Source organism: Stenotrophomonas mexicanensis, from assembly GCF_032911605.1.
GTDB lineage: Bacteria > Pseudomonadota > Gammaproteobacteria > Xanthomonadales > Xanthomonadaceae > Stenotrophomonas > Stenotrophomonas maltophilia_A.
Window position 1 is genome coordinate 19,311 of the sequence record NZ_JAWJTG010000018.1, and the last position, 16,647, is coordinate 35,957.

Here is a 16,647-nt window from a genome sequence, read left to right on the forward strand (position 1 = left end):
TCCTCAGGCGATCGTCAGGTGCGGTCGTACAGCAGGTCCCAGACGCCGTGACCGAGCTTCTGGCCGCGGGTCTCGAAGTGGGTCTGCGGCCGCCAGTCCGGGCGCGGCACGCTGCCACGCGGGCCGGCGCGGTTGACCAGGCCAGCGGTGGCGTCGAGCACGTCCCACATCTGCTCGGCGTAGTCTTCCCAGTCGGTGGCGCAGTGCAGGCGGCCGCCCGGGCGCAGCTTGCGCACCAGCAGCTCGGCAAATGCAGGCTGCAGCAGGCGGCGCTTGTTGTGGCGCTTTTTGTGCCACGGGTCCGGGAAGTAGATGCGCACTTCATCCAGCGCGCCATCGGCGATCTCGTTCTGCAGCACTTCCACGGCATCGTGGTGGTACAGGCGCACGTGGTTGGCGTTGTCGTCGGCCAGCGCGTTCAGCAGGCGACCCACGCCGGGTGCGTGCACCTCGATGCCGATGTAGTCGCGCGACGGGTCGTGCTGGGCAGCGAAGCGCAGCGCGGCACCGTTGCCGAAGCCGATCTCCAGCACCTTGTACGCCGGGCGGCCGAAGGTGGCGTCCAGATCACGCGGCTGGCCGTTGTAGTCGATGCCGAAGCGCGGCCAGCGTTCGTCGAACGCGCGCTGCTGGGCAGGCGTGAAGCGGCCCTGGCGCAACACGAAGCTGCGCACCTCGCGGCGGCCCTCGCTCACGGTGAAGGGCTTGGGCGGAGCCTTGGAGCCGGCGCTGTCGAAGGGATTGGTCATCAGCCGATCAACCCATCCACCGGGGAGGAGGCGCTGGCGTAGCGCTTACGCGGGATGCGCCCGGCCAGGAAGGCCTCGCGGCCGGCCTCGACCGCCTTGCGCATGGCGCTGGCCATCAGCACCGGGCTGCGTGCACCGGCAATGGCGGTGTTCATCAGCACGCCGTCGCAGCCCAGCTCCATCGCGATCGCCGCATCCGACGCGGTGCCCACGCCGGCGTCGACGATGATCGGCACCTTGGCGTCTTCGATGATCTGCAGCAGGTTGTATTTGTTCTGGATACCCAGGCCCGAACCGATCGGTGCAGCCAGCGGCATCACCGCAGCGCAGCCGATCTCTTCCAGGCGCTTGGCCAGGATCGGGTCGTCGGAGGTGTAGACCATCACCTCGAAGCCGTCCTTGACCAGTTGTTCGGCGGCCTTGAGAGTCTGCACCACGTCCGGGTACAGCGACTTCTGGTCGCCCAGCACTTCCAGCTTGGTCAGGTTGTGGCCGTCCAGCAGTTCGCGCGCCAGCCGGCAGGTGCGCACCGCGTCTTCGGCGGTGTAGCAGCCGGCGGTGTTGGGCAGGATGGTGTAGCGCTCCGGCGGCAGCACGTCGAGCAGGTTCGGCTCGCCCGGGTTCTGCCCGATGTTGGTGCGGCGGATGGCCACGGTGACGATCTGGGCGCCTGCAGCCTCGGTGGCCAGGCGGGTTTCTTCCAGATCCTTGAACTTGCCGGTGCCGGTGAGCAGCCGCGAGCCATAGGTCTTGCCGGCGATCACCAGCGAATCGGGGGAGACATGAACGTTCATGGCGCGATTATCGCTTATCCGCCTGAAGATGGGATCACGCAATGGCGTGCTGGCCGTGGATGGGTAGGGGTAGTGCCGGCCGCTGGCCGGCAGATGTGAGGCGTCAGGCAGCGTCGGATTGCCGGCCAGTGGCCGGCACTACCCGGGATGGCCTCAGCCCCCGCCCAGCGCGTGCACGATCTCCACCACGTCGCCTTCGGCCAGGACATGCTCGCCATGGCGGCTGCGGCTGACGATCTCGCCGTTGACCTCCACCGCCACCCGGCGCTGCAGCAGCTGCTCGGCCTCAAGCAGGTCGTGGAGGGTCGCCGAGGCGGGCAGGGTGCGGGGTTCGCCGTTGAGCTGGATGTTCATCCCTGCATTGTCGCTGATAGCCCGTCGGGATCGGAACGTTTGCAAATTGAACCGGGCGCCAGCTCCGGCACAGCAGGTTTCGGCGTGATCAGGCGACAATCCATGCGGCGGCGCAGCGTGAGCAAACGGCGGCGCGGTGAAACCATTCACCGTGCGCCGGCGTACGTGCGCCGGATTCCTACCTATCTTCCCCACAGGAGTTTCTACATGCAGCTCAGCAAACACCCGATCCGCTCCCTGATGGCGGCTGCGATCGCGCTGGCCGCGCTTCCGGCCATGGCAGGCGAAAACCCGTACTCGAAGGCCGTGTTCTTCGGTGACAGCCTGACCGACGCCGGTTACTTCCGCCCGTTGCTGCCGCCGGCCACCCAGGGGGCCACCGGTCAGTTCACCACCAACCCGGGCTGGGTGTGGTCACAACAGGTGGCCAACTACTACGGCCTCAACAACGGCGCCAACGGCAATGGCCAGAACGGTGACAATTACGCCGCCGGCGGTGCCCGTGTCAGCGTGGACGTACCGAGCGCGCTGGGCGTCATCCCGTCGCTGAAGACGCAGGCTAACCGTTACCTGGCCGCGAACGGCGGCAAGGCCGATCGCAATGCCCTGTATACCGTATGGGGTGGCGCCAACGACCTGTTCGCCGCAGCTGGCGCTCCGGCGCAGGCCCAGGCCATCATCGGCGCAGCCGTTACCGATCAGATCGCCCTGGTCGGCGCGCTGAAGCAGGCGGGTGCACAGTACGTGCTGGTGCCGAACCTGCCGAACGTCGGCCTGACTCCGGCATTCCGTGGCCCGAATGCCGCCACCGCCACTGCGCTGTCCGCTGGTTACAACAAGGCCCTGTACGGTGGCCTGAAGCAGGCCGGCATCGAGTTCATTCCGCTGGATACCTTCACCGTGCTGAGTGAAGTGGCTGCCAACCCGGCCATGTACGGTTTCACCAACGTCACCAGCACCGCCTGCAAGATCGATCCGAACAACTCGACGGTCAGCATTCTTACCTGCAACCCGACCAGCTATGTCAGCCCGGATGCGTACCAGACCTATCTGTTCGCCGATGGCGTGCATCCGACCGTCGCCGGCCACCAGTTGTTGGGTCAGTACGCCGTTTCCGTGCTGGAGGCTCCGCGCCTGCAGCAGGTGCTGAGCCACTCGGCACAGACCGTCGGCCGTTCGCGTGCCGACCAGGTCAGCAACCACCTGGGCGCCCGTCCGGCCGATGGCCTGTCGTGGTGGGGTGGCGTGCGCGGTGACCTGCAGCGCTATGACCACGCCGACCTGTACGACGGCGTGGCGCCGGCCGGCCTGTTCGGTGTCGACTGGGCACGCAACGGCGTGGTGGTCGGCGGCTTCGCCGGCTTCGGTCGCATGAGTGCCGACTTCGGCAACAGCCGTGGCGACTTCACCCAGAAGGACACCACCGCCGGCCTGTTCGCTGCCTGGTATGGCGACCGCGTCTGGGTCAACGGCCAGGTCAGCTACACCTGGTTGTCGTATGACGTGAACCGCAAGGTCCAGCTGGGCCCGGCTACCCGCGAACACGGTGGCTCGCCGGACGGCAGCAACCTGACCGCCGCACTGAATGCCGGTTACGAGTTCGGCACCGAAGGCGGCTTCCGCCACGGCCCGATCGCTGCGGTGATCTGGCAGAAGGTGAAGATCGATGGTTACAACGAAAGCGCTGCTGCGGGCACGCTGGCCACCGCGCTGGGCTACGACCGCCAGAACGTCGACTCGACCGTCGGCCGCATCGGCTGGCAGGCCCGCTTCGATGGCGGCACCGTCAAGCCGTACGTGCAGGTGACCTACGACCACGAGTTCGAGGACACCAAGCAGGCCAGCGCGTGGCTGCAGACCCTGCCGGAACTGGGCAGCTACCGCGTGCCGGGCCTGGACTTCGACAAGAACTACGCCACTGCCGTACTGGGTGCGCGCATGGACCTGTTCGGCCTGCAGGGCAACGTTGGCCTGAGCACCACGGCCGCGCAGAAGCGCGCCCGTGACGCGACGATCTTCGCCACCGTGGGTGGCAGCTTCTGATGAATGCAACATCCCGGGCACCGCAAGGTGCCTGGGATGCCTGCACGGCAGCGCCGGGCCATGCCCGGCGGGTGCGGCGGCCACCATTGCGCAACACCGGCCGCTCCGCATAGACTTTCACCCGCAATGCGGGCGTAGCTCAATGGTAGAGCTGTAGCTTCCCAAGCTACTGACGTGGGTTCGATTCCCATCGCCCGCTCCATGTCTCCAGGGTGTTCACCCCAGGCAGACGCGGCGCAATCGTTGAACCACACCGAAGTCCAGCGTGTGGCGGCAGCGCCCTGATTTCTCTCTTCAATGCGTTGGACTGTGGCTTCTCCGAACCGCAGCTCAAGTGACTTGTTTACAAGGCGCATTGCAATCGCGTTCGAATCGTCGACGCTGGCTCCTGCAACCTCCGCTGTCTGCCGGGTCCGCCGGGCCGCAGGGTTCAGTTGGTGCTGGGCTTGGGGATGCTAAAAGATCGTTAACCCTTGCCTCCCATCGTCCGCTGCCCGGAGCGCGAATGATCCCCGCACTTTTGCCCCTCAGGCGTTGCTTTGATTTTTCAGGGCGATCCAACCGGAAGGAGTTCTGGTCGTACTCCCTGTCTGCTGCCCTTGTGGTGGCAGTGGGCTACACCTTGATGGACGGCGGATACTGGCTGACGGGCACCGTGCTGCTCGACGGGGAGGCCTTCGAGCCGTTCCGGACGCTGGGGTGGGTCATGACGGTCTGCGCGGTCATCGTCCTCCTTCCGCCCATGCTGGCCCTGGCCGTTCGACGACTGCACGACATCGACGAGTCTGGCTGGTACGTCGTGATTGCCTTCATCCCGTTGGGCGTATTCGTCCTCTTTCCTGTCATGCTCCTGCCGGGCAACGAGGAAGAGAATCGATTCGGCGGTGTTTCCGGCCTGCCAGGTGCCTGACTCAACGCCGGGCGAAGTCCACCAGGTCGGAAGGGTAGTGCGGGCAGGTGCGCAGCGTGGCGTCGTCACCGCCATACAGCACCACCAGCGCAGCCACTTCAAATGCCCAGTAGCCCCACGCGTTCGGCCCGATCAGGCGCCGGGTCCGCTTTTGAGCCTTTGGCGGCAGCAGGAAGAAGTCGCGGTACTGCACCTGCAGGTAGCCGGCGAGCAGTGAAGGGTCGAACGCTTCACCGTCGCGCAGCGGCGCGAACAGCTCGGCGAACGGTCGCGGATGAAAGACCTCATCACTGGCTTCCACCAGGCCCAGCGCCGGCGCGCTGAGGTAGTCCAGCACACGGTCGGTGTCGAAACAGAGCACCTTCTCCACCAGCGCCGGCAGGCGTTCCTGCGCATCCAGCAGCACGCCCAGTGACAACAACTGCAGTGCGTATTCGTAGTGCTGCGTTGTACGCGATTGCAACGACGCAGCCAGCGCGATGTCGTGGCCTTGCTGTTGCAGGCTGTCCCGGGCAAGGGCCAGCAAACGCGCATGCTCGAGCCAGAGATCTGCTACGTCGGCATGCATCTGCTGCAACGCCGTGGGGGCGAAGCCGCGGTCAACGCTTTTCAGCAGCAGGTTGCTGCCGGTCTGTGCAACCGTCTCCCAGCCGTAGGCATGCTCCAGGGCCGCATGTCCCTGCAGCGGTTCCTCCACAGATTCACCGCCATTGCGCGCATGGCGTGCAAGCAAGGCCATGCCTGCGTTCCAGTCCGCCTGCCAATCCGGCAGGCGAAGCGTGCGGCGCGGCTGGCCCGGGGCCTTGGCCAGTGCTCTCCATCGCGGCAGCATGTCCTGCAGCAGATTCCGGTGATTCACGGCAGTCATCGGTTCCATCATCAGCGAGAGTCTAGCGGCATTGCCGGCTCGAACCCCATTGCCTGGCACAGCGTCGAAGGTTTGAATGGTGCACAGTCGCCGCCACCAAGCCTGCATGACCGTTGATCGAATCGCCCTCCGCCGCTTCACCCAATGGCTACCGTTCCTGATATGGGTAGCGATCTGCGTGGTGTGGTGGTCGCCTTGGGGTGTGGTCGTTGGCCTGGCCGCATGCCTTGCCCTGGGCGGCGTGCTGCAGCACTTCGATCTGGTCGGCGATGCCGTAGGGGGCGCACTGCTGCGCTCGCGGGCGAAGCTGCCCTTCGCCACCCAGCCGCCCACGCATGATGTGCTGTTGGATTGGGGCGAGCTGGGCATGGGCGGGCCGGCCTACGGCACCCTGATGCTGCGCGATGGCGCCATTGTCGAGGGCGTATCCACCGCAGGCAGCCACGATGCCAGCGGCGAGTGGCTGGCGCTGGCGGGCAGCGCGCTGCGTGTGGCCAGTGGCTACAGTGATCGCAGCGAAGCGGTGATCGTCTACGACGAAGCGGACAAGAGGGTGATGCACCTGCTGGCGATTGTTCCCAGCCTGTTCTGGCAGGAGCTGCACGAGCGCCGGCAGCTTGGCGGGGATGCCGAAGCCGCGATGTGGTTGCGGGATATTCCCAGTCGATCGACCACGCTGCGCCCCTGTCGGGGTCTATGGCTGGAACAGGAGCATCCGGCGCTGGCCGCCGGGGTGCCGCAGGTGTTGCGGCATGTCCTGCCTGATGCCCGGGTGCTGCAGGCCATCCCGCTGCTTCCCGACGACCTGCGCCTGACTGCGCATCCGACCTTGTTCGCACGCATCTGCCCGTACGCGCTCTGTCTTGATGGCGAGCCCAGTGACCGTCACGCCTGCGATCTGGAGACGGTCATTGCCAGCCCGTCCGGACGATGCGTGGTGGTGGCGGGCAGCGTGCTTGATGGGGATCTGCGTCCCATCGAGGGCGTATGGCTCGTCCACTGGCAGGGGCGTTGGCAGGCCATTGGCCGCCGTGCGATGGGCGGCAGCGGCAAGACCCGGAGTGGGGCCTGGATCGATGTCATCGCGGTCGGCGATGACGGAACGCTTCGCTGCGAAGCCTATGAGGAACGCTGGACGTTCGAGGCGATCACACGCATCCCCACGCCACATACGGCATTGGCGCTGCCTGTGGAATGGCGGGAAACCGCATTGGCCGTGCGTGTCCGCGATGGGGGCTTCTCGCTGCGCCTGCCCCGCGCGGATCAGCGGCCCTCAGTCACAGGTTAGACTGCGTCGAATCAAAAAAGGAGGTTCCGGCATGCGTCGTCGATGCAGGCCGGGAAAGCGCTGGAAAAGCTGAAGAAATGGGCTGCGGGCAGTACCGGGTGCGGATGACCGGACTTCCGTATGGCTCATGTGCCTGCCGCCTGCACCTGTTGCGCATACTCCTCGGTAAACAGCCCTGACAACGCCCGGCGCTGCTCTGCATCGATGGCGCGCGAGGCGTTGGTTGTGTAGTCGAAATGCACCATCACGCAGCGCCCGCTGGCCACCAGGGCCTCGAACTGGAACGCCTGCTGCACGATCGACAGCGAGGAGCGGCCGATGTTTTCGATGCGGGTCTCGATGCGCACTTCGTGTCCCGGCTGTATCTGCTGCAGGAAGTCGATTTCGTAGCGGCGCAGGATCAGCGTCAGGTCGCGCATGCTGGCCTCGCGACTGAAATGGCGGAAGATCTCCTGGCGACCTTCCTCGAACCAGACGGGCAGGGCGGTGTTGGTGACGTGGCCGAGTACATCCACTTCGGAGAAACGCGGAAGGATCGTCAACGGCATGAAGTCTCCGGGGGGTAGTGGGTGGGGTCTCCGGCGACGATGCTGCCATCGCCGGAGACAGTGCGGCGACTACCGGCTTTCAGTCTGAGTAGAAGCCGTTGCCGAGGGTGCCGGGCAGGCCGGGTTCCGGCCACGGCATCAGTGACGTGCAGGCGTCGTACAGCGTGCAGAAGTCCTGCCGCAGTTGTGCAGGCACCCAGCTGCCATAGGAAACGTCGGTCGAGTCGCCCTGGCAGGCGTAGGAAACATCGATCCAGCGGGTATTGGCGTGTGAGGCAACGCCCTGGTGCTGTGTCTTGCCCGTGCAGTAGCGCAGGCCCTGGCCGATCAGGGTGTTGTTGGCATCGAAGTAGAGCCGGGAGACTGCATGGGTTGGCGCAGCCTGTACGTGTGCGGCGCTCCCCATCAGGCCAAACAGCAACAACAGCGGAATTCCCATTCGCATCTGTGGTTCTCCTTGGGTTGTGTAAGCCGGCCGTGTCCTGTCCTGTAGCCGGCAACAGCCATCTTCGCACAGCCCCGGCAGGCACGCAGATACGGCGTCCTGCAGGGCATCATCCGCCCGCCACACGCCCGCGCTATGCTGCGCGCCTGCCGTCCGATCCTGCCGCGATGAAGCTCGCCATCCTGTCCCGCAACAGCTCCCTGTACTCCACCCGCCGGCTGGTCGAGGCGGCCCGCGCGCGCGGCCACACCGTTCGCATCCTCGACCCGCTGCGCTGCTACATGCGCATCGCCGCCGATGGTTTTTCGATGCACTACAAGGGCCGGCCGATGACCGGCGTGGACATGGTCATCCCGCGCATCGGCGCCTCGATCACCCGCTATGGCACCGCCGTGCTGCGCCAGTTCGAGCTGATGGGCGCGCGCACTCCCAACCCGTCCGATGCGATCCTGCGTTCGCGCGACAAGCTGCGCGCGCACCAGTTGCTGGCAGCCAAGGGCATCGACATGCCGGTTACCGTGTTCGGCGACAACCCCGATGACACCGTCGACCTGCTGTCGATGCTCGGTCCGCCGCCGCACGTGGTGAAGCTCAACGAGGGCACCCAGGGACGGGGCGTGATCCTCACCGAGAAGGCCAGCGCTTCGCGTGGCATCGTCGAGGCCCTGCGGGGCCTGTACGCCAACTTCCTGATGCAGGAGTTCATCGGCGAAGCCAAGGGCGCCGACCTGCGCTGCTTCGTGGTCGGTGACCAGGTGGTGGCGTCGATGCAGCGGCAGGCGCCGGAAGGTGACTTCCGCTCCAACCTGCATGCCGGCGGCACCGCGGTGGCGGCCAAGGCCAGCCGCGCCGAACAGCAGGTGGCGGTGCGTTCGGCCAAGGCGCTGGGCTTGTCGGTCTGTGGCGTGGACCTGATCCGCTCCGCGCGTGGCCCGCTGGTGCTGGAGGTCAACTCCACGCCAGGGCTGGAGGGCATCGAAGCCGCCTGCGGGGTGGATGTGGCCACGCGTATCATCGAGCACGTCGAGAAGATAAAAAAGCCGTGATTAATCAATGGCTTGAAATTCTCATAGGCAAATGAGGCCGGCTTTAACACGCCTTTAATCGGCGCCGGCGTAGCCTTCAGCGAACCGCAGCTCTGCCTCTCAGCAGGATCGGTATCGGGATACGACTTCAGACCCAGGCGGGGCACCGCCTGGGTCTTTTTTATGCCGCCGGAAGTCCCTTGTGGAGGCAGCGTGACGGCCGTAGAGTGGCGCCCATCGTTCCTGGATGGATCCGGAGGCTGGCGATGTACCGCATCACGATGATCGCGTTGTTGCTGGGGCTGTCTGGTGCTGTCTCCGCCAAGCCGGAGAAGACCGCCATACAGATGGACGGGCAGGCACCGGTGGCCGAGCAGGTCCGGCGGGTTGAGAAGGCCCTCGATGACGGCGAGTACAGCGAGATTTCCGCTGATGACCGCGCCCAGGTGCAGCAGGCACTGGCGCGCATCACCCAGCGCATGGGCGACCACCGCACGCTTCAGGAGCTCCCGCCGCAGGTCCAGGCGGAGGTCTTCAACGACCAGGAGCGTATCAATACCGTTCTTGTCCGCGCCCACGAGGACAGCCGCCAGATCTGCCAGCACACCCGCACCACCGGCAGCAACATGCCTAAAAGCCGCTGCCTGACCGTGGCCGAGCGCCGCCGGATCGAGGAAAAGGGCAAGGCCCTGCTCAACGACCAGCGCACCTTCAACAACTTCAACCCCGCCACCAACCACTAGGCTGTCCGATGCCCCTGCGCATGGCACTTGCTGGCGTGAAGGTGGTGCGAATACAGTCAACACTCAACTCAAACAAGGATTCGTTTGTCATGAAGTCCCTCCTGTTGTCGGCGGTCCTGATCTCGGGCCTGACCCTGGCCACCGCCGCCTCTGCATCGAACCAGTCCGGTGAGGTCTTTGTCCCCGGCAAGCCGCTGCAGCAGCAGATCGAGCGCATCGAAATCGAACTCAACGATGGCGAGACCTACAGCGAACTGAAGCAGACCGACCGCAGCCGCGTACGCGAGGCGCTGGTGCGCATGCGTACGGCCGTCGAGCAGCATCCTGACCGCGATTCCATGCCTGAACAGGTACGAACCGATGTCTTCAACGACCAGCAGATCGTGAACACGGTTTTGACACAGGCACGTGAAGATAGTCGTCTAATATGCCAACGTGAAAAGGCCACGGGTTCGAACCGGTCCACGACGCAGTGCACTACCGTTGCCGAGCGCGCCCGGCGGAAGGACAAGGCACAGCGTGATATGGGCCAGGCCCAGCGCATCGGCAAATTCGTAAATTAGAGGTGACAGTGAGAATCCTGGTAATCGAAGACAACAGCGACATTGCGGCCAACCTGGGCGACTACCTGGAGGACCGGGGCCACACCGTGGACTTCGCGGCTGACGGGGTTACCGGTCTGCACCTGGCCGTGGTGCACGAGTTCGACGCGATCGTGCTGGATCTCAATCTGCCAGGCATGGACGGCATCGAGGTCTGCCGCAAGTTGCGCAATGAAGCGCGCAAGCAGACCCCGGTACTGATGCTCACCGCCCGCGATTCGCTGGACAACAAGCTGGCCGGCTTCGATTCCGGCGCGGACGACTACCTGATCAAGCCGTTCGCGCTGCAGGAAGTGGAAGTGCGTCTGAACGCCCTGTCGCGACGCGGCAAGGGCGTGCAGACCCGCGTGCTGGAAACAGGCGATCTGGAATACAACCTGGATACGCTGGAAGTGCGCCGCCAGGGCAAGCTGCTGCAGCTCAACCCGACCGCGCTGAAGATCCTGCAGGCGCTGATGGAAGCGGCCCCGGCCGTGGTGACCCGCCAGGAGCTGGAAACCCGTGTGTGGGGTGAAGAACTGCCCGATTCGGATTCCCTGCGCGTGCACATCCATGGCCTGCGCGCGGTGGTCGACAAGCCGTTTGAAGTGCCGCTGATCCAGACCCGCCATGGCATCGGATACCGCATCGCCACCCCGGAAGCCTGATTCGGTGGCAACCAAGGGGGAGCGCCGGCGCACGCCTTATCGGCGGCGCCTGCGCAGCCGCATCATCGTTTCGTTCGTGTTGTTGGGCTTCTGCCTGACGACACTGTTTGCGTTCGCCACCAACTGGGCCCGCCTGCGCGTGGAAAACCAGCTGGTGGAAGAGCTGATGAACCGCAATATCGACGAGTATGCGCGCCGCTATTACGAGCACCCCGGGCATAACCCGGACGCACCGGTACTGCAGATCAAGGCCTATGCCTATTCGAAGGACAAGTTCGACCGGGTGCGCGAAGAGCGCGCGCAGTGGGCGGGCTTCTCCGATGGCATCCACAGCGTCAGCGGCGATGAGCACGGCGAGCCGTACTCCTACAAGCTGGCCGTACGCAAGACGCCCGACGCCTGGTTCTTCCTCGCCTATGACATGACCGACAGCGTGCGCGGCGGCAAGCAGCTCAACCGCGCGCTGGTGCTGTCGGTGCTGGTGTTCAGCGTGCTGTCGCTGGTGCTGGGCTGGTGGTCGGCCTCGAAGGTGATGAAGCCGGTGTCGGATCTGGCCGCGCGGCTGCGTGCCTATCGCGGCGGCACCAGTGATCCCGAGCCGTTGGCGCCACGCTTTCCCGACGACGAAGTGGGGCAGCTGGCCCAGGCACTGGACGACTATTCCTCGCGGCTGACCGAAGTGGTGCAGCGCGACCGTGAATTCAATGCAGACGTCAGCCATGAGCTGCGTACGCCGCTGGCAGTGATCCGTGGCGCCACCGAGCTGCTGCTGACCCGGCCCGGCCTGGACGAGAAGGTGCTGCAGCGCCTGCAGCGCATCCAGCGCGCCGAACAGCAGTGCAGCGATCTGATCGGCGCGCTGCTGTTGCTGTCGCGCAACGAGCGCGGGCAGGGCACCAGCAACGTCGCCCGCGTGGCCGAGCAGCTGCTGGACGCACACCGTGCGCAGCTGGGGGGCAAGCCGCTGGAGCTGCTGCTGGAAGGTGAGCGCAATCTGGTGATCGACGCGCCCGAGGCGGCGTTGTCGGTGGCACTGGGCAACCTGATCGGCAACGCCGTGAAGTACTCGCAGGACGGCGAGGTGCGCGTGTTCGTCGGCACCAACTCGGTGTCGGTAACCGACAGTGGCCCGGGCCTGAGCGAGGAAGACGCGGCCAAGCTGTTCCAGCGTGGCTACCGCGGCACGCATGCCGGCCACTCGCAGGGCGGCGGTATCGGCCTGTCGATCGTCAGCCGCCTGTGCGACCTGTACGGCTGGCAGGTAAGCGTGCGCCCCGGCGGCCAGCGTGGCGTGATCGCCACCCTGACGTTCTCGCCGAAGCCGTTGTAAGGGCTCCTGCTTTGGTGGGTGCCGACCTTGGTCGGCACGAACCCCGCCGACCCTGCATCGCGCCCTGTTCCGCTTGTGCCACCACCGTGATCGCTGCCGCGCCCCGCGCGTGTAGATCCACGCCATGCGTGGATGCACTTCGGTAGTGCCGGCCGTTGGCCGGCAACCAGGCCTCAACCCCCGGCCAACCCCAGATACCGCGCATGCAGCTGTTCCACCTGCACCTGCAGGTCCTCCGGCTGCCCATCATTGACCACCACGTCATCGGCCAGCGCCAACCGCTGTGCGCGGCTGGCCTGCGCAGCAATCATCCGGTCGGCCAGCGCGGCATCAATGCCATCGCGCTGCATCAGCCGCGCATGCTGCACGGCTTCGGGCGCATCCACCAGCAACACCCGGTCCAGCCAGGGGTAGGCTTTCCGCCCACCCACCTCGGTCAGCAGCGGAATCGCGGCAATCGCATAGGGGCTCTCAGCCTGCTCGCACTGCTGCTGCATCAGCAGGCGGATGGCCGGGTGGGTGATGGCTTCCAGCGCCGTCCGCTCGGCGGGGTCGGCAAATACGTGGGCGCGCAGGCGCCCCCGGTCCAGGCCGCCATCGGCCAGCAGCATGTCGGCGCCGAAGCGCTCGGCAATGCGGCCCAGCGCCGGGCTGCCGGCAGCCACCACGGCACGTGCGGCCAGATCAGCGTCGGCCACCACGATCCCCAGCGCCTCGAAGCGCCGGGTGACTTCACTCTTGCCGGAGGCGATGCCACCGGTCAGGCCAACCACATAGCGGCTCATGGGGACTCCCCTCAGCGCAGCCCGCTCATCGCCAGGTACTGTTCCACCAACGGCGCACCCCACATGAAGTAGAGCCAGCCGGCGATGGCCAGATAGGGGCCGAACGGGATGGGCGTGGCGCGGTCACGGCCCCGGCTGTACAGCCAGATCGAGCCGATGATGGCGCCCAGCACCGACGACAGCAGGATGATCGGCAGGATGCCCTTCAGCCCGCACCAGGCGCCCAGTGCCGCCAGCAGCTTGAAGTCGCCGTGGCCCATGCCTTCCTTGCCGGTCAGCTGCTTGAACAGCCACCAGACCGTCCACAGCGACAGGTAACCCACCGCCGCGCCCACCAGGGCGGGCTTGGCCGGCATGTACAGGTTGTCGATGCTGCCTATCAACCCCAGCCACATCAGTGGCAGGGTCAACTGGTCGGGCAGCAGCTGCGTTCGCAGGTCGATGCCGGACAGGGCGATCAGGAAGCAGGTCAGCACGATGGCGCCGAAGCCCTGCCAGCCGAAGCCGAACTGCCAGACGCAGGCCAGCACCAGCACCGAGGTCAGCGCCTCCACCAGCGGGTACTGCAGCGAGATCGGCGCCTTGCAGTGGCGACACTTGCCGCCCTGGATGATCCAGCTGAACAGCGGGATGTTCTCGTACCAGCTCAGCTTGTGCTTGCAGTGCGGGCAGTGCGATGGCTCCACCACGATCCCCGGTGGAGGTGGTTCATAGAAGTCCGGTTCCTCCAGGACTTCGCGCGCATCGCGCTTCCACTGCCACTCCAGCCGCTTGGGCAGGCGCAGGATGACAACGTTCAGGAAACTGCCCAGCAGCAGTCCCAGGGCGGCCGCGGCGGGGTAGCCGAGGCCGGGGTGCTGGTCGAGAAATGCCATTGATACCTTTAGCCGACGACGGCGCCGAGTTTGAAGATGGGCAGGTACATCGCGATCACCATGCCGCCCACAATGGTACCAATGAACACCATGATCATCGGCTCCAGCAGGCTGCTCAGGGCATCCACCGAGTTGTTGACCTCTTGCTCATAGTACTCGGCCACCTTGAACAGCATGGCGTCCAGGGCGCCGGCCTCTTCGCCGATGCCGGTCATCTGGATGACCATGTGCGGGAACAGGTTGGTCTGCTTCATCGACATGTTCACCGGGTAGCCCACCGAGACGTCGTCGCGCATGCGCAGCACCGCCTCTTCGTACACGGTGTTGCCGGTGGCGCCAGCCACGATGCCCAGGGCCTCCACCAGCGGCACGCCGGCCTTGAAGGTCACCGCCGTGGTACGCGAGAAGCGGGCGATGGCGCTGTTGTGCATGATCTGCCCGATCACCGGAACCTTCAGCACGAAGCGATCCATCGCGTGCTGCATCTTCGGCGAGCGCTTGTAGGCCATGATCGCACCGACTGCGGCACCGATCGCGATGAGCAGCATCAGCCACCACCACGACACCATGAACCGTGACAGGTTCACCACCATCTGGGTAAAGGCGGGCAGCTCGGCCCCGAAGCTCTTGAACACGTCTTCGAACTGCGGCACCACGAACACCAGCATGATGCCGCTGACCAGCATGGCCACCACCACCACCATGATCGGGTAGAACAGCGCCTTCTTGATCTTGCCCTTCAGCGCTTCGATGTTTTCCTTGTAGGTGGCCACCGTGTCCAGCACGGTTTCCAGCACGCCGGCGCCTTCGCCGGCCCGCACCAGGTTGCGGTACAGCTCGTCGAACTGCACCGGGTGCTTGCTGACCGCCTCGTACATCGAGGAGCCGCCCTCAATGTCGGTGCGGATGGTGTCGACCAGCTTCTTCATCCGCGGGTTCTTGTGCCCGCTGGCGATGATGTCCAGCGCCGACACGATCGGCACGCCGGATTTCATCATCGTGGCCATCTGCCGGCTGAAGAAAGCGATGTCCTTCGGCTTGACAGGGCTGCCGGCGGCACCGAACAGCGGTTTCGGTTTGGGCTTGACCTGGCCCGGATTGATCCCTTGGCGGCGCAGCTCGGCACGCAGCAGGTTGGCGTTCTTGGCCAACTGCTCGCCCTTCATCTTCACGCCCCGCTTGTCGGTCCCCTCCCAGACAAACGGCTGCAGCTCCATCGTGGCGCGGGCCACGGGCTCCTTCTTGATCGCACTGCGACTCACAGACATGTTGGCTCCCCAAGACCCGCCATCCCCAGGCGGGTAACTAGCCATTGATGGTAGCGGGTTCAAGGCCGTATGGGCAGTTGGTGGGGCGCCCGGAATGCGATTTCGTGCCGGGTGCCGGCCAAAGGTGACGTACTGCGTCACATTGCCGCGTCCATCGCAGATTCGCGTGCCGGGGGTTCCCATCCACGAAATTGCTGCCATCATGGGCGCGGGGAAATCCAGGGGGAGGCGTGCCGGGGTTGGCACGCAACCTGCGTTGATCCACCCGCAGGGCGCGGGGCCCGCTCAACCGGCGCTGTCCGGTCCGATCCCGTGCACTGAACTCAACCACCACTATCTTGGGGATGTACCAATGAAGAACCAGAAGGGCTTCACCCTTATCGAACTGATGATCGTCGTCGCGATCATCGCCATCCTGGCCGCCATCGCGCTGCCGGCTTACCAGGACTACACCTCGAAGTCGAAGGTCACCGCTGCACTGGCCGACTTGGCCTCGCACAAGACCCAGTTCGAGATGGTCATCAGTGACGGCGGCACCCCGACCGTGACGAATTCGGGCTTCCAGTCCGCCAGCACTGGCGCGTGCTCCGCGATCGAGGTTGATGAGGGCGGCATGACCTGCACCATTCGTGATCCGGGCCGCATCGGTGGCACCTCCACCATTGCGCTGAACTACGCTGAGGCCTCTGGTTCGGGTGCTACGGCCACCGCTGGCGGTTTCAGCTGCGTCACCACGGACGTGCTGGAAAAGTTCCGTCCGAAGGGCTGCACTCAGTAAGAGCCCGTTCCGAAGGGGGCAAGGAGCCTTGGCTCTGCTTGCCTTCGAGAACCAGACACAAGGCCCGCTTCGGCGGGCCTTGTGCTGACTGGAGCACGAGGTCCAGTCATGACGCAGCAATGGGGATTGCTGGATCAAACAGGGGGAGTCATGAACACACAGAAGGGCTTCACGCTCATCGAGCTGATGATCGTGGTGGCCATCATTGCCATACTTGCCGCGATCGCGATGGTGGCATTTCAGCCTTATATCGTTCGCACCCAGTTGACGGCCGCGCTGGCCGACATCAGCCCTGGCAAGACGCTGGTGGAGATCGTTGTCTATCAGGGGCGTCCTGTCAGTGAGGTTACGCCTCAACTTATCGGCGGCGCCCGGAACGCCCACTGCTCCATCGTTGAAGCCGAACTCAGCGACTCCGGTGTCGGCCACATCAGCTGCACCCTGAAGGGACACAGCGCGCTGGAAGGCAAGGACCTGATCCTGCGCCGCTCGGCCGAGGGCATCTGGAGCTGCGACGGCAGCGCCTTCGAAGCGCGCTATCGCCCGACCGGCTGCTGATCACACTTCCGCTCTCTGATGGGATGCTGGTCGACCC

General features: G+C 65.3%; 19 protein-coding genes and 1 tRNA gene. 11 read left to right on the forward strand and 9 right to left on the reverse strand.

The features are described 5' to 3' along the window. Positions 1-14: 14 nt before the first annotated feature. The 3 genes from trmB to thiS form a co-directional block, all read right to left on the reverse strand. Positions 15-749 carry a tRNA (guanosine(46)-N7)-methyltransferase TrmB gene (gene trmB / locus R1L06_RS09715; protein WP_317217585.1) on the reverse strand — a complete coding sequence of 245 codons (735 nt, stop codon included), beginning with the start codon at positions 747-749 and terminating at the stop codon, positions 15-17. Then, complete coding sequence (locus tag R1L06_RS09720; protein WP_010481470.1) at positions 749-1,543, reverse strand: thiazole synthase; 795 nt, start codon at positions 1,541-1,543, stop codon at positions 749-751. Before R1L06_RS09720 ends, trmB begins: the two co-directional genes overlap by 1 nt. A 153-nt stretch (positions 1,544-1,696) precedes the next feature. Next, a complete protein-coding gene (thiS, locus tag R1L06_RS09725; RefSeq protein ID WP_008265079.1) occupies positions 1,697-1,897 on the reverse strand; it encodes a sulfur carrier protein ThiS in 201 nt (66 codons plus the stop codon). Between the two features lie 207 nt (positions 1,898-2,104). Here thiS and R1L06_RS09730 point away from each other — a divergent pair, with 207 nt between their 5' ends. The 3 genes from R1L06_RS09730 to R1L06_RS09740 all read left to right on the forward strand — a co-directional run bounded on the left by R1L06_RS09730 (position 2,105) and on the right by R1L06_RS09740 (position 4,850). After that, entirely contained in the window at positions 2,105-3,940 is a 1,836-nt protein-coding gene (locus R1L06_RS09730) for an autotransporter outer membrane beta-barrel domain-containing protein (protein WP_317217586.1), read from the forward strand. Positions 3,941-4,068: 128 nt separating this feature from the next. Next, positions 4,069-4,142, forward strand: a tRNA-Gly gene (locus tag R1L06_RS09735). Positions 4,143-4,445: 303 nt separating this feature from the next. Continuing rightward, on the forward strand, positions 4,446-4,850 hold the full coding sequence (locus tag R1L06_RS09740; protein WP_049425112.1) for a DUF805 domain-containing protein: 405 nt from the start codon (positions 4,446-4,448) through the stop codon (positions 4,848-4,850). Between the two features lies 1 nt (position 4,851). Here the strand turns inward: R1L06_RS09740 and R1L06_RS09745 are convergent, their stop codons facing one another. Continuing rightward, positions 4,852-5,709, reverse strand: a complete 858-nt coding sequence (locus R1L06_RS09745) for a PoNe immunity protein domain-containing protein (RefSeq protein ID WP_317217587.1) — start codon at positions 5,707-5,709, stop codon at positions 4,852-4,854. 115 nt (positions 5,710-5,824) lie between these two features. On the opposite strand from R1L06_RS09745, the gene R1L06_RS09750 reads away from it, so the two are divergent. After that, positions 5,825-7,006 carry a hypothetical protein gene (locus tag R1L06_RS09750; protein WP_317217588.1) on the forward strand — a complete coding sequence of 394 codons (1,182 nt, stop codon included), beginning with the start codon at positions 5,825-5,827 and terminating at the stop codon, positions 7,004-7,006. A 125-nt stretch (positions 7,007-7,131) separates the two neighbouring features. Here the strand turns inward: R1L06_RS09750 and R1L06_RS09755 are convergent, their stop codons facing one another. Both R1L06_RS09755 and R1L06_RS09760 read right to left on the reverse strand, forming a co-directional pair. Further along, the gene (locus R1L06_RS09755) at positions 7,132-7,554 is read right to left on the reverse strand and encodes an acyl-CoA thioesterase (protein WP_317217589.1); all 423 of its coding nucleotides are present in this window, start codon (positions 7,552-7,554) and stop codon (positions 7,132-7,134) included. A 79-nt stretch (positions 7,555-7,633) separates the two neighbouring features. After that, a complete protein-coding gene (locus tag R1L06_RS09760) occupies positions 7,634-7,999 on the reverse strand; it encodes a hypothetical protein (protein ID WP_223224661.1) in 366 nt (121 codons plus the stop codon). A gap of 167 nt (positions 8,000-8,166) precedes the next feature. On the opposite strand from R1L06_RS09760, the gene rimK reads away from it, so the two are divergent. The 5 genes from rimK (at position 8,167) to R1L06_RS09785 (ending at position 12,346) form a co-directional block, all read left to right on the forward strand. Beyond that, a complete protein-coding gene (rimK, locus tag R1L06_RS09765) occupies positions 8,167-9,045 on the forward strand; it encodes a 30S ribosomal protein S6--L-glutamate ligase (protein ID WP_005418651.1) in 879 nt (292 codons plus the stop codon). Between the two features lie 245 nt (positions 9,046-9,290). Beyond that, positions 9,291-9,767, forward strand: coding sequence for a hypothetical protein (locus R1L06_RS09770; protein ID WP_010481495.1), 477 nt, complete (start codon positions 9,291-9,293; stop codon positions 9,765-9,767). An 89-nt stretch (positions 9,768-9,856) separates the two neighbouring features. Further along, positions 9,857-10,330 carry a hypothetical protein gene (locus tag R1L06_RS09775; protein WP_049401611.1) on the forward strand — a complete coding sequence of 158 codons (474 nt, stop codon included), beginning with the start codon at positions 9,857-9,859 and terminating at the stop codon, positions 10,328-10,330. An 8-nt stretch (positions 10,331-10,338) separates the two neighbouring features. Further along, the gene (locus tag R1L06_RS09780) at positions 10,339-11,016 is read left to right on the forward strand and encodes a response regulator transcription factor (RefSeq protein ID WP_005410804.1); all 678 of its coding nucleotides are present in this window, start codon (positions 10,339-10,341) and stop codon (positions 11,014-11,016) included. Next, positions 10,979-12,346 carry a sensor histidine kinase gene (locus tag R1L06_RS09785; protein ID WP_032128829.1) on the forward strand — a complete coding sequence of 456 codons (1,368 nt, stop codon included), beginning with the start codon at positions 10,979-10,981 and terminating at the stop codon, positions 12,344-12,346. The genes R1L06_RS09780 and R1L06_RS09785 overlap by 38 nt, the downstream gene beginning before the upstream one ends. 173 nt (positions 12,347-12,519) lie before the next feature. On the opposite strand, the gene coaE is transcribed toward R1L06_RS09785, so the two are convergent. The 3 genes from coaE to R1L06_RS09800 are packed head-to-tail and all read right to left on the reverse strand — an operon-like array spanning position 12,520 to position 15,274. Next, positions 12,520-13,131 carry a dephospho-CoA kinase gene (gene coaE / locus R1L06_RS09790; RefSeq protein ID WP_317217590.1) on the reverse strand — a complete coding sequence of 204 codons (612 nt, stop codon included), beginning with the start codon at positions 13,129-13,131 and terminating at the stop codon, positions 12,520-12,522. Positions 13,132-13,142: 11 nt separating this feature from the next. Continuing rightward, positions 13,143-14,006, reverse strand: coding sequence for a prepilin peptidase (locus R1L06_RS09795; protein WP_043402829.1), 864 nt, complete (start codon positions 14,004-14,006; stop codon positions 13,143-13,145). Positions 14,007-14,014: 8 nt separating this feature from the next. Continuing rightward, a complete protein-coding gene (locus R1L06_RS09800) occupies positions 14,015-15,274 on the reverse strand; it encodes a type II secretion system F family protein (RefSeq protein ID WP_032128826.1) in 1,260 nt (419 codons plus the stop codon). Between the two features lie 256 nt (positions 15,275-15,530). Between R1L06_RS09800 and R1L06_RS09805 the strand changes: the two genes are divergently transcribed. Together R1L06_RS09805 and R1L06_RS09810 are read left to right on the forward strand one after the other, a co-directional pair. After that, positions 15,531-16,052: a pilin gene (locus R1L06_RS09805; RefSeq protein ID WP_373695421.1), complete on the forward strand. Its 522-nt coding sequence runs from the start codon at positions 15,531-15,533 to the stop codon at positions 16,050-16,052. A 150-nt stretch (positions 16,053-16,202) separates the two neighbouring features. Further along, positions 16,203-16,610, forward strand: a complete 408-nt coding sequence (locus R1L06_RS09810) for a pilin (protein WP_317217607.1) — start codon at positions 16,203-16,205, stop codon at positions 16,608-16,610. Positions 16,611-16,647: the final 37 nt, after the last annotated feature.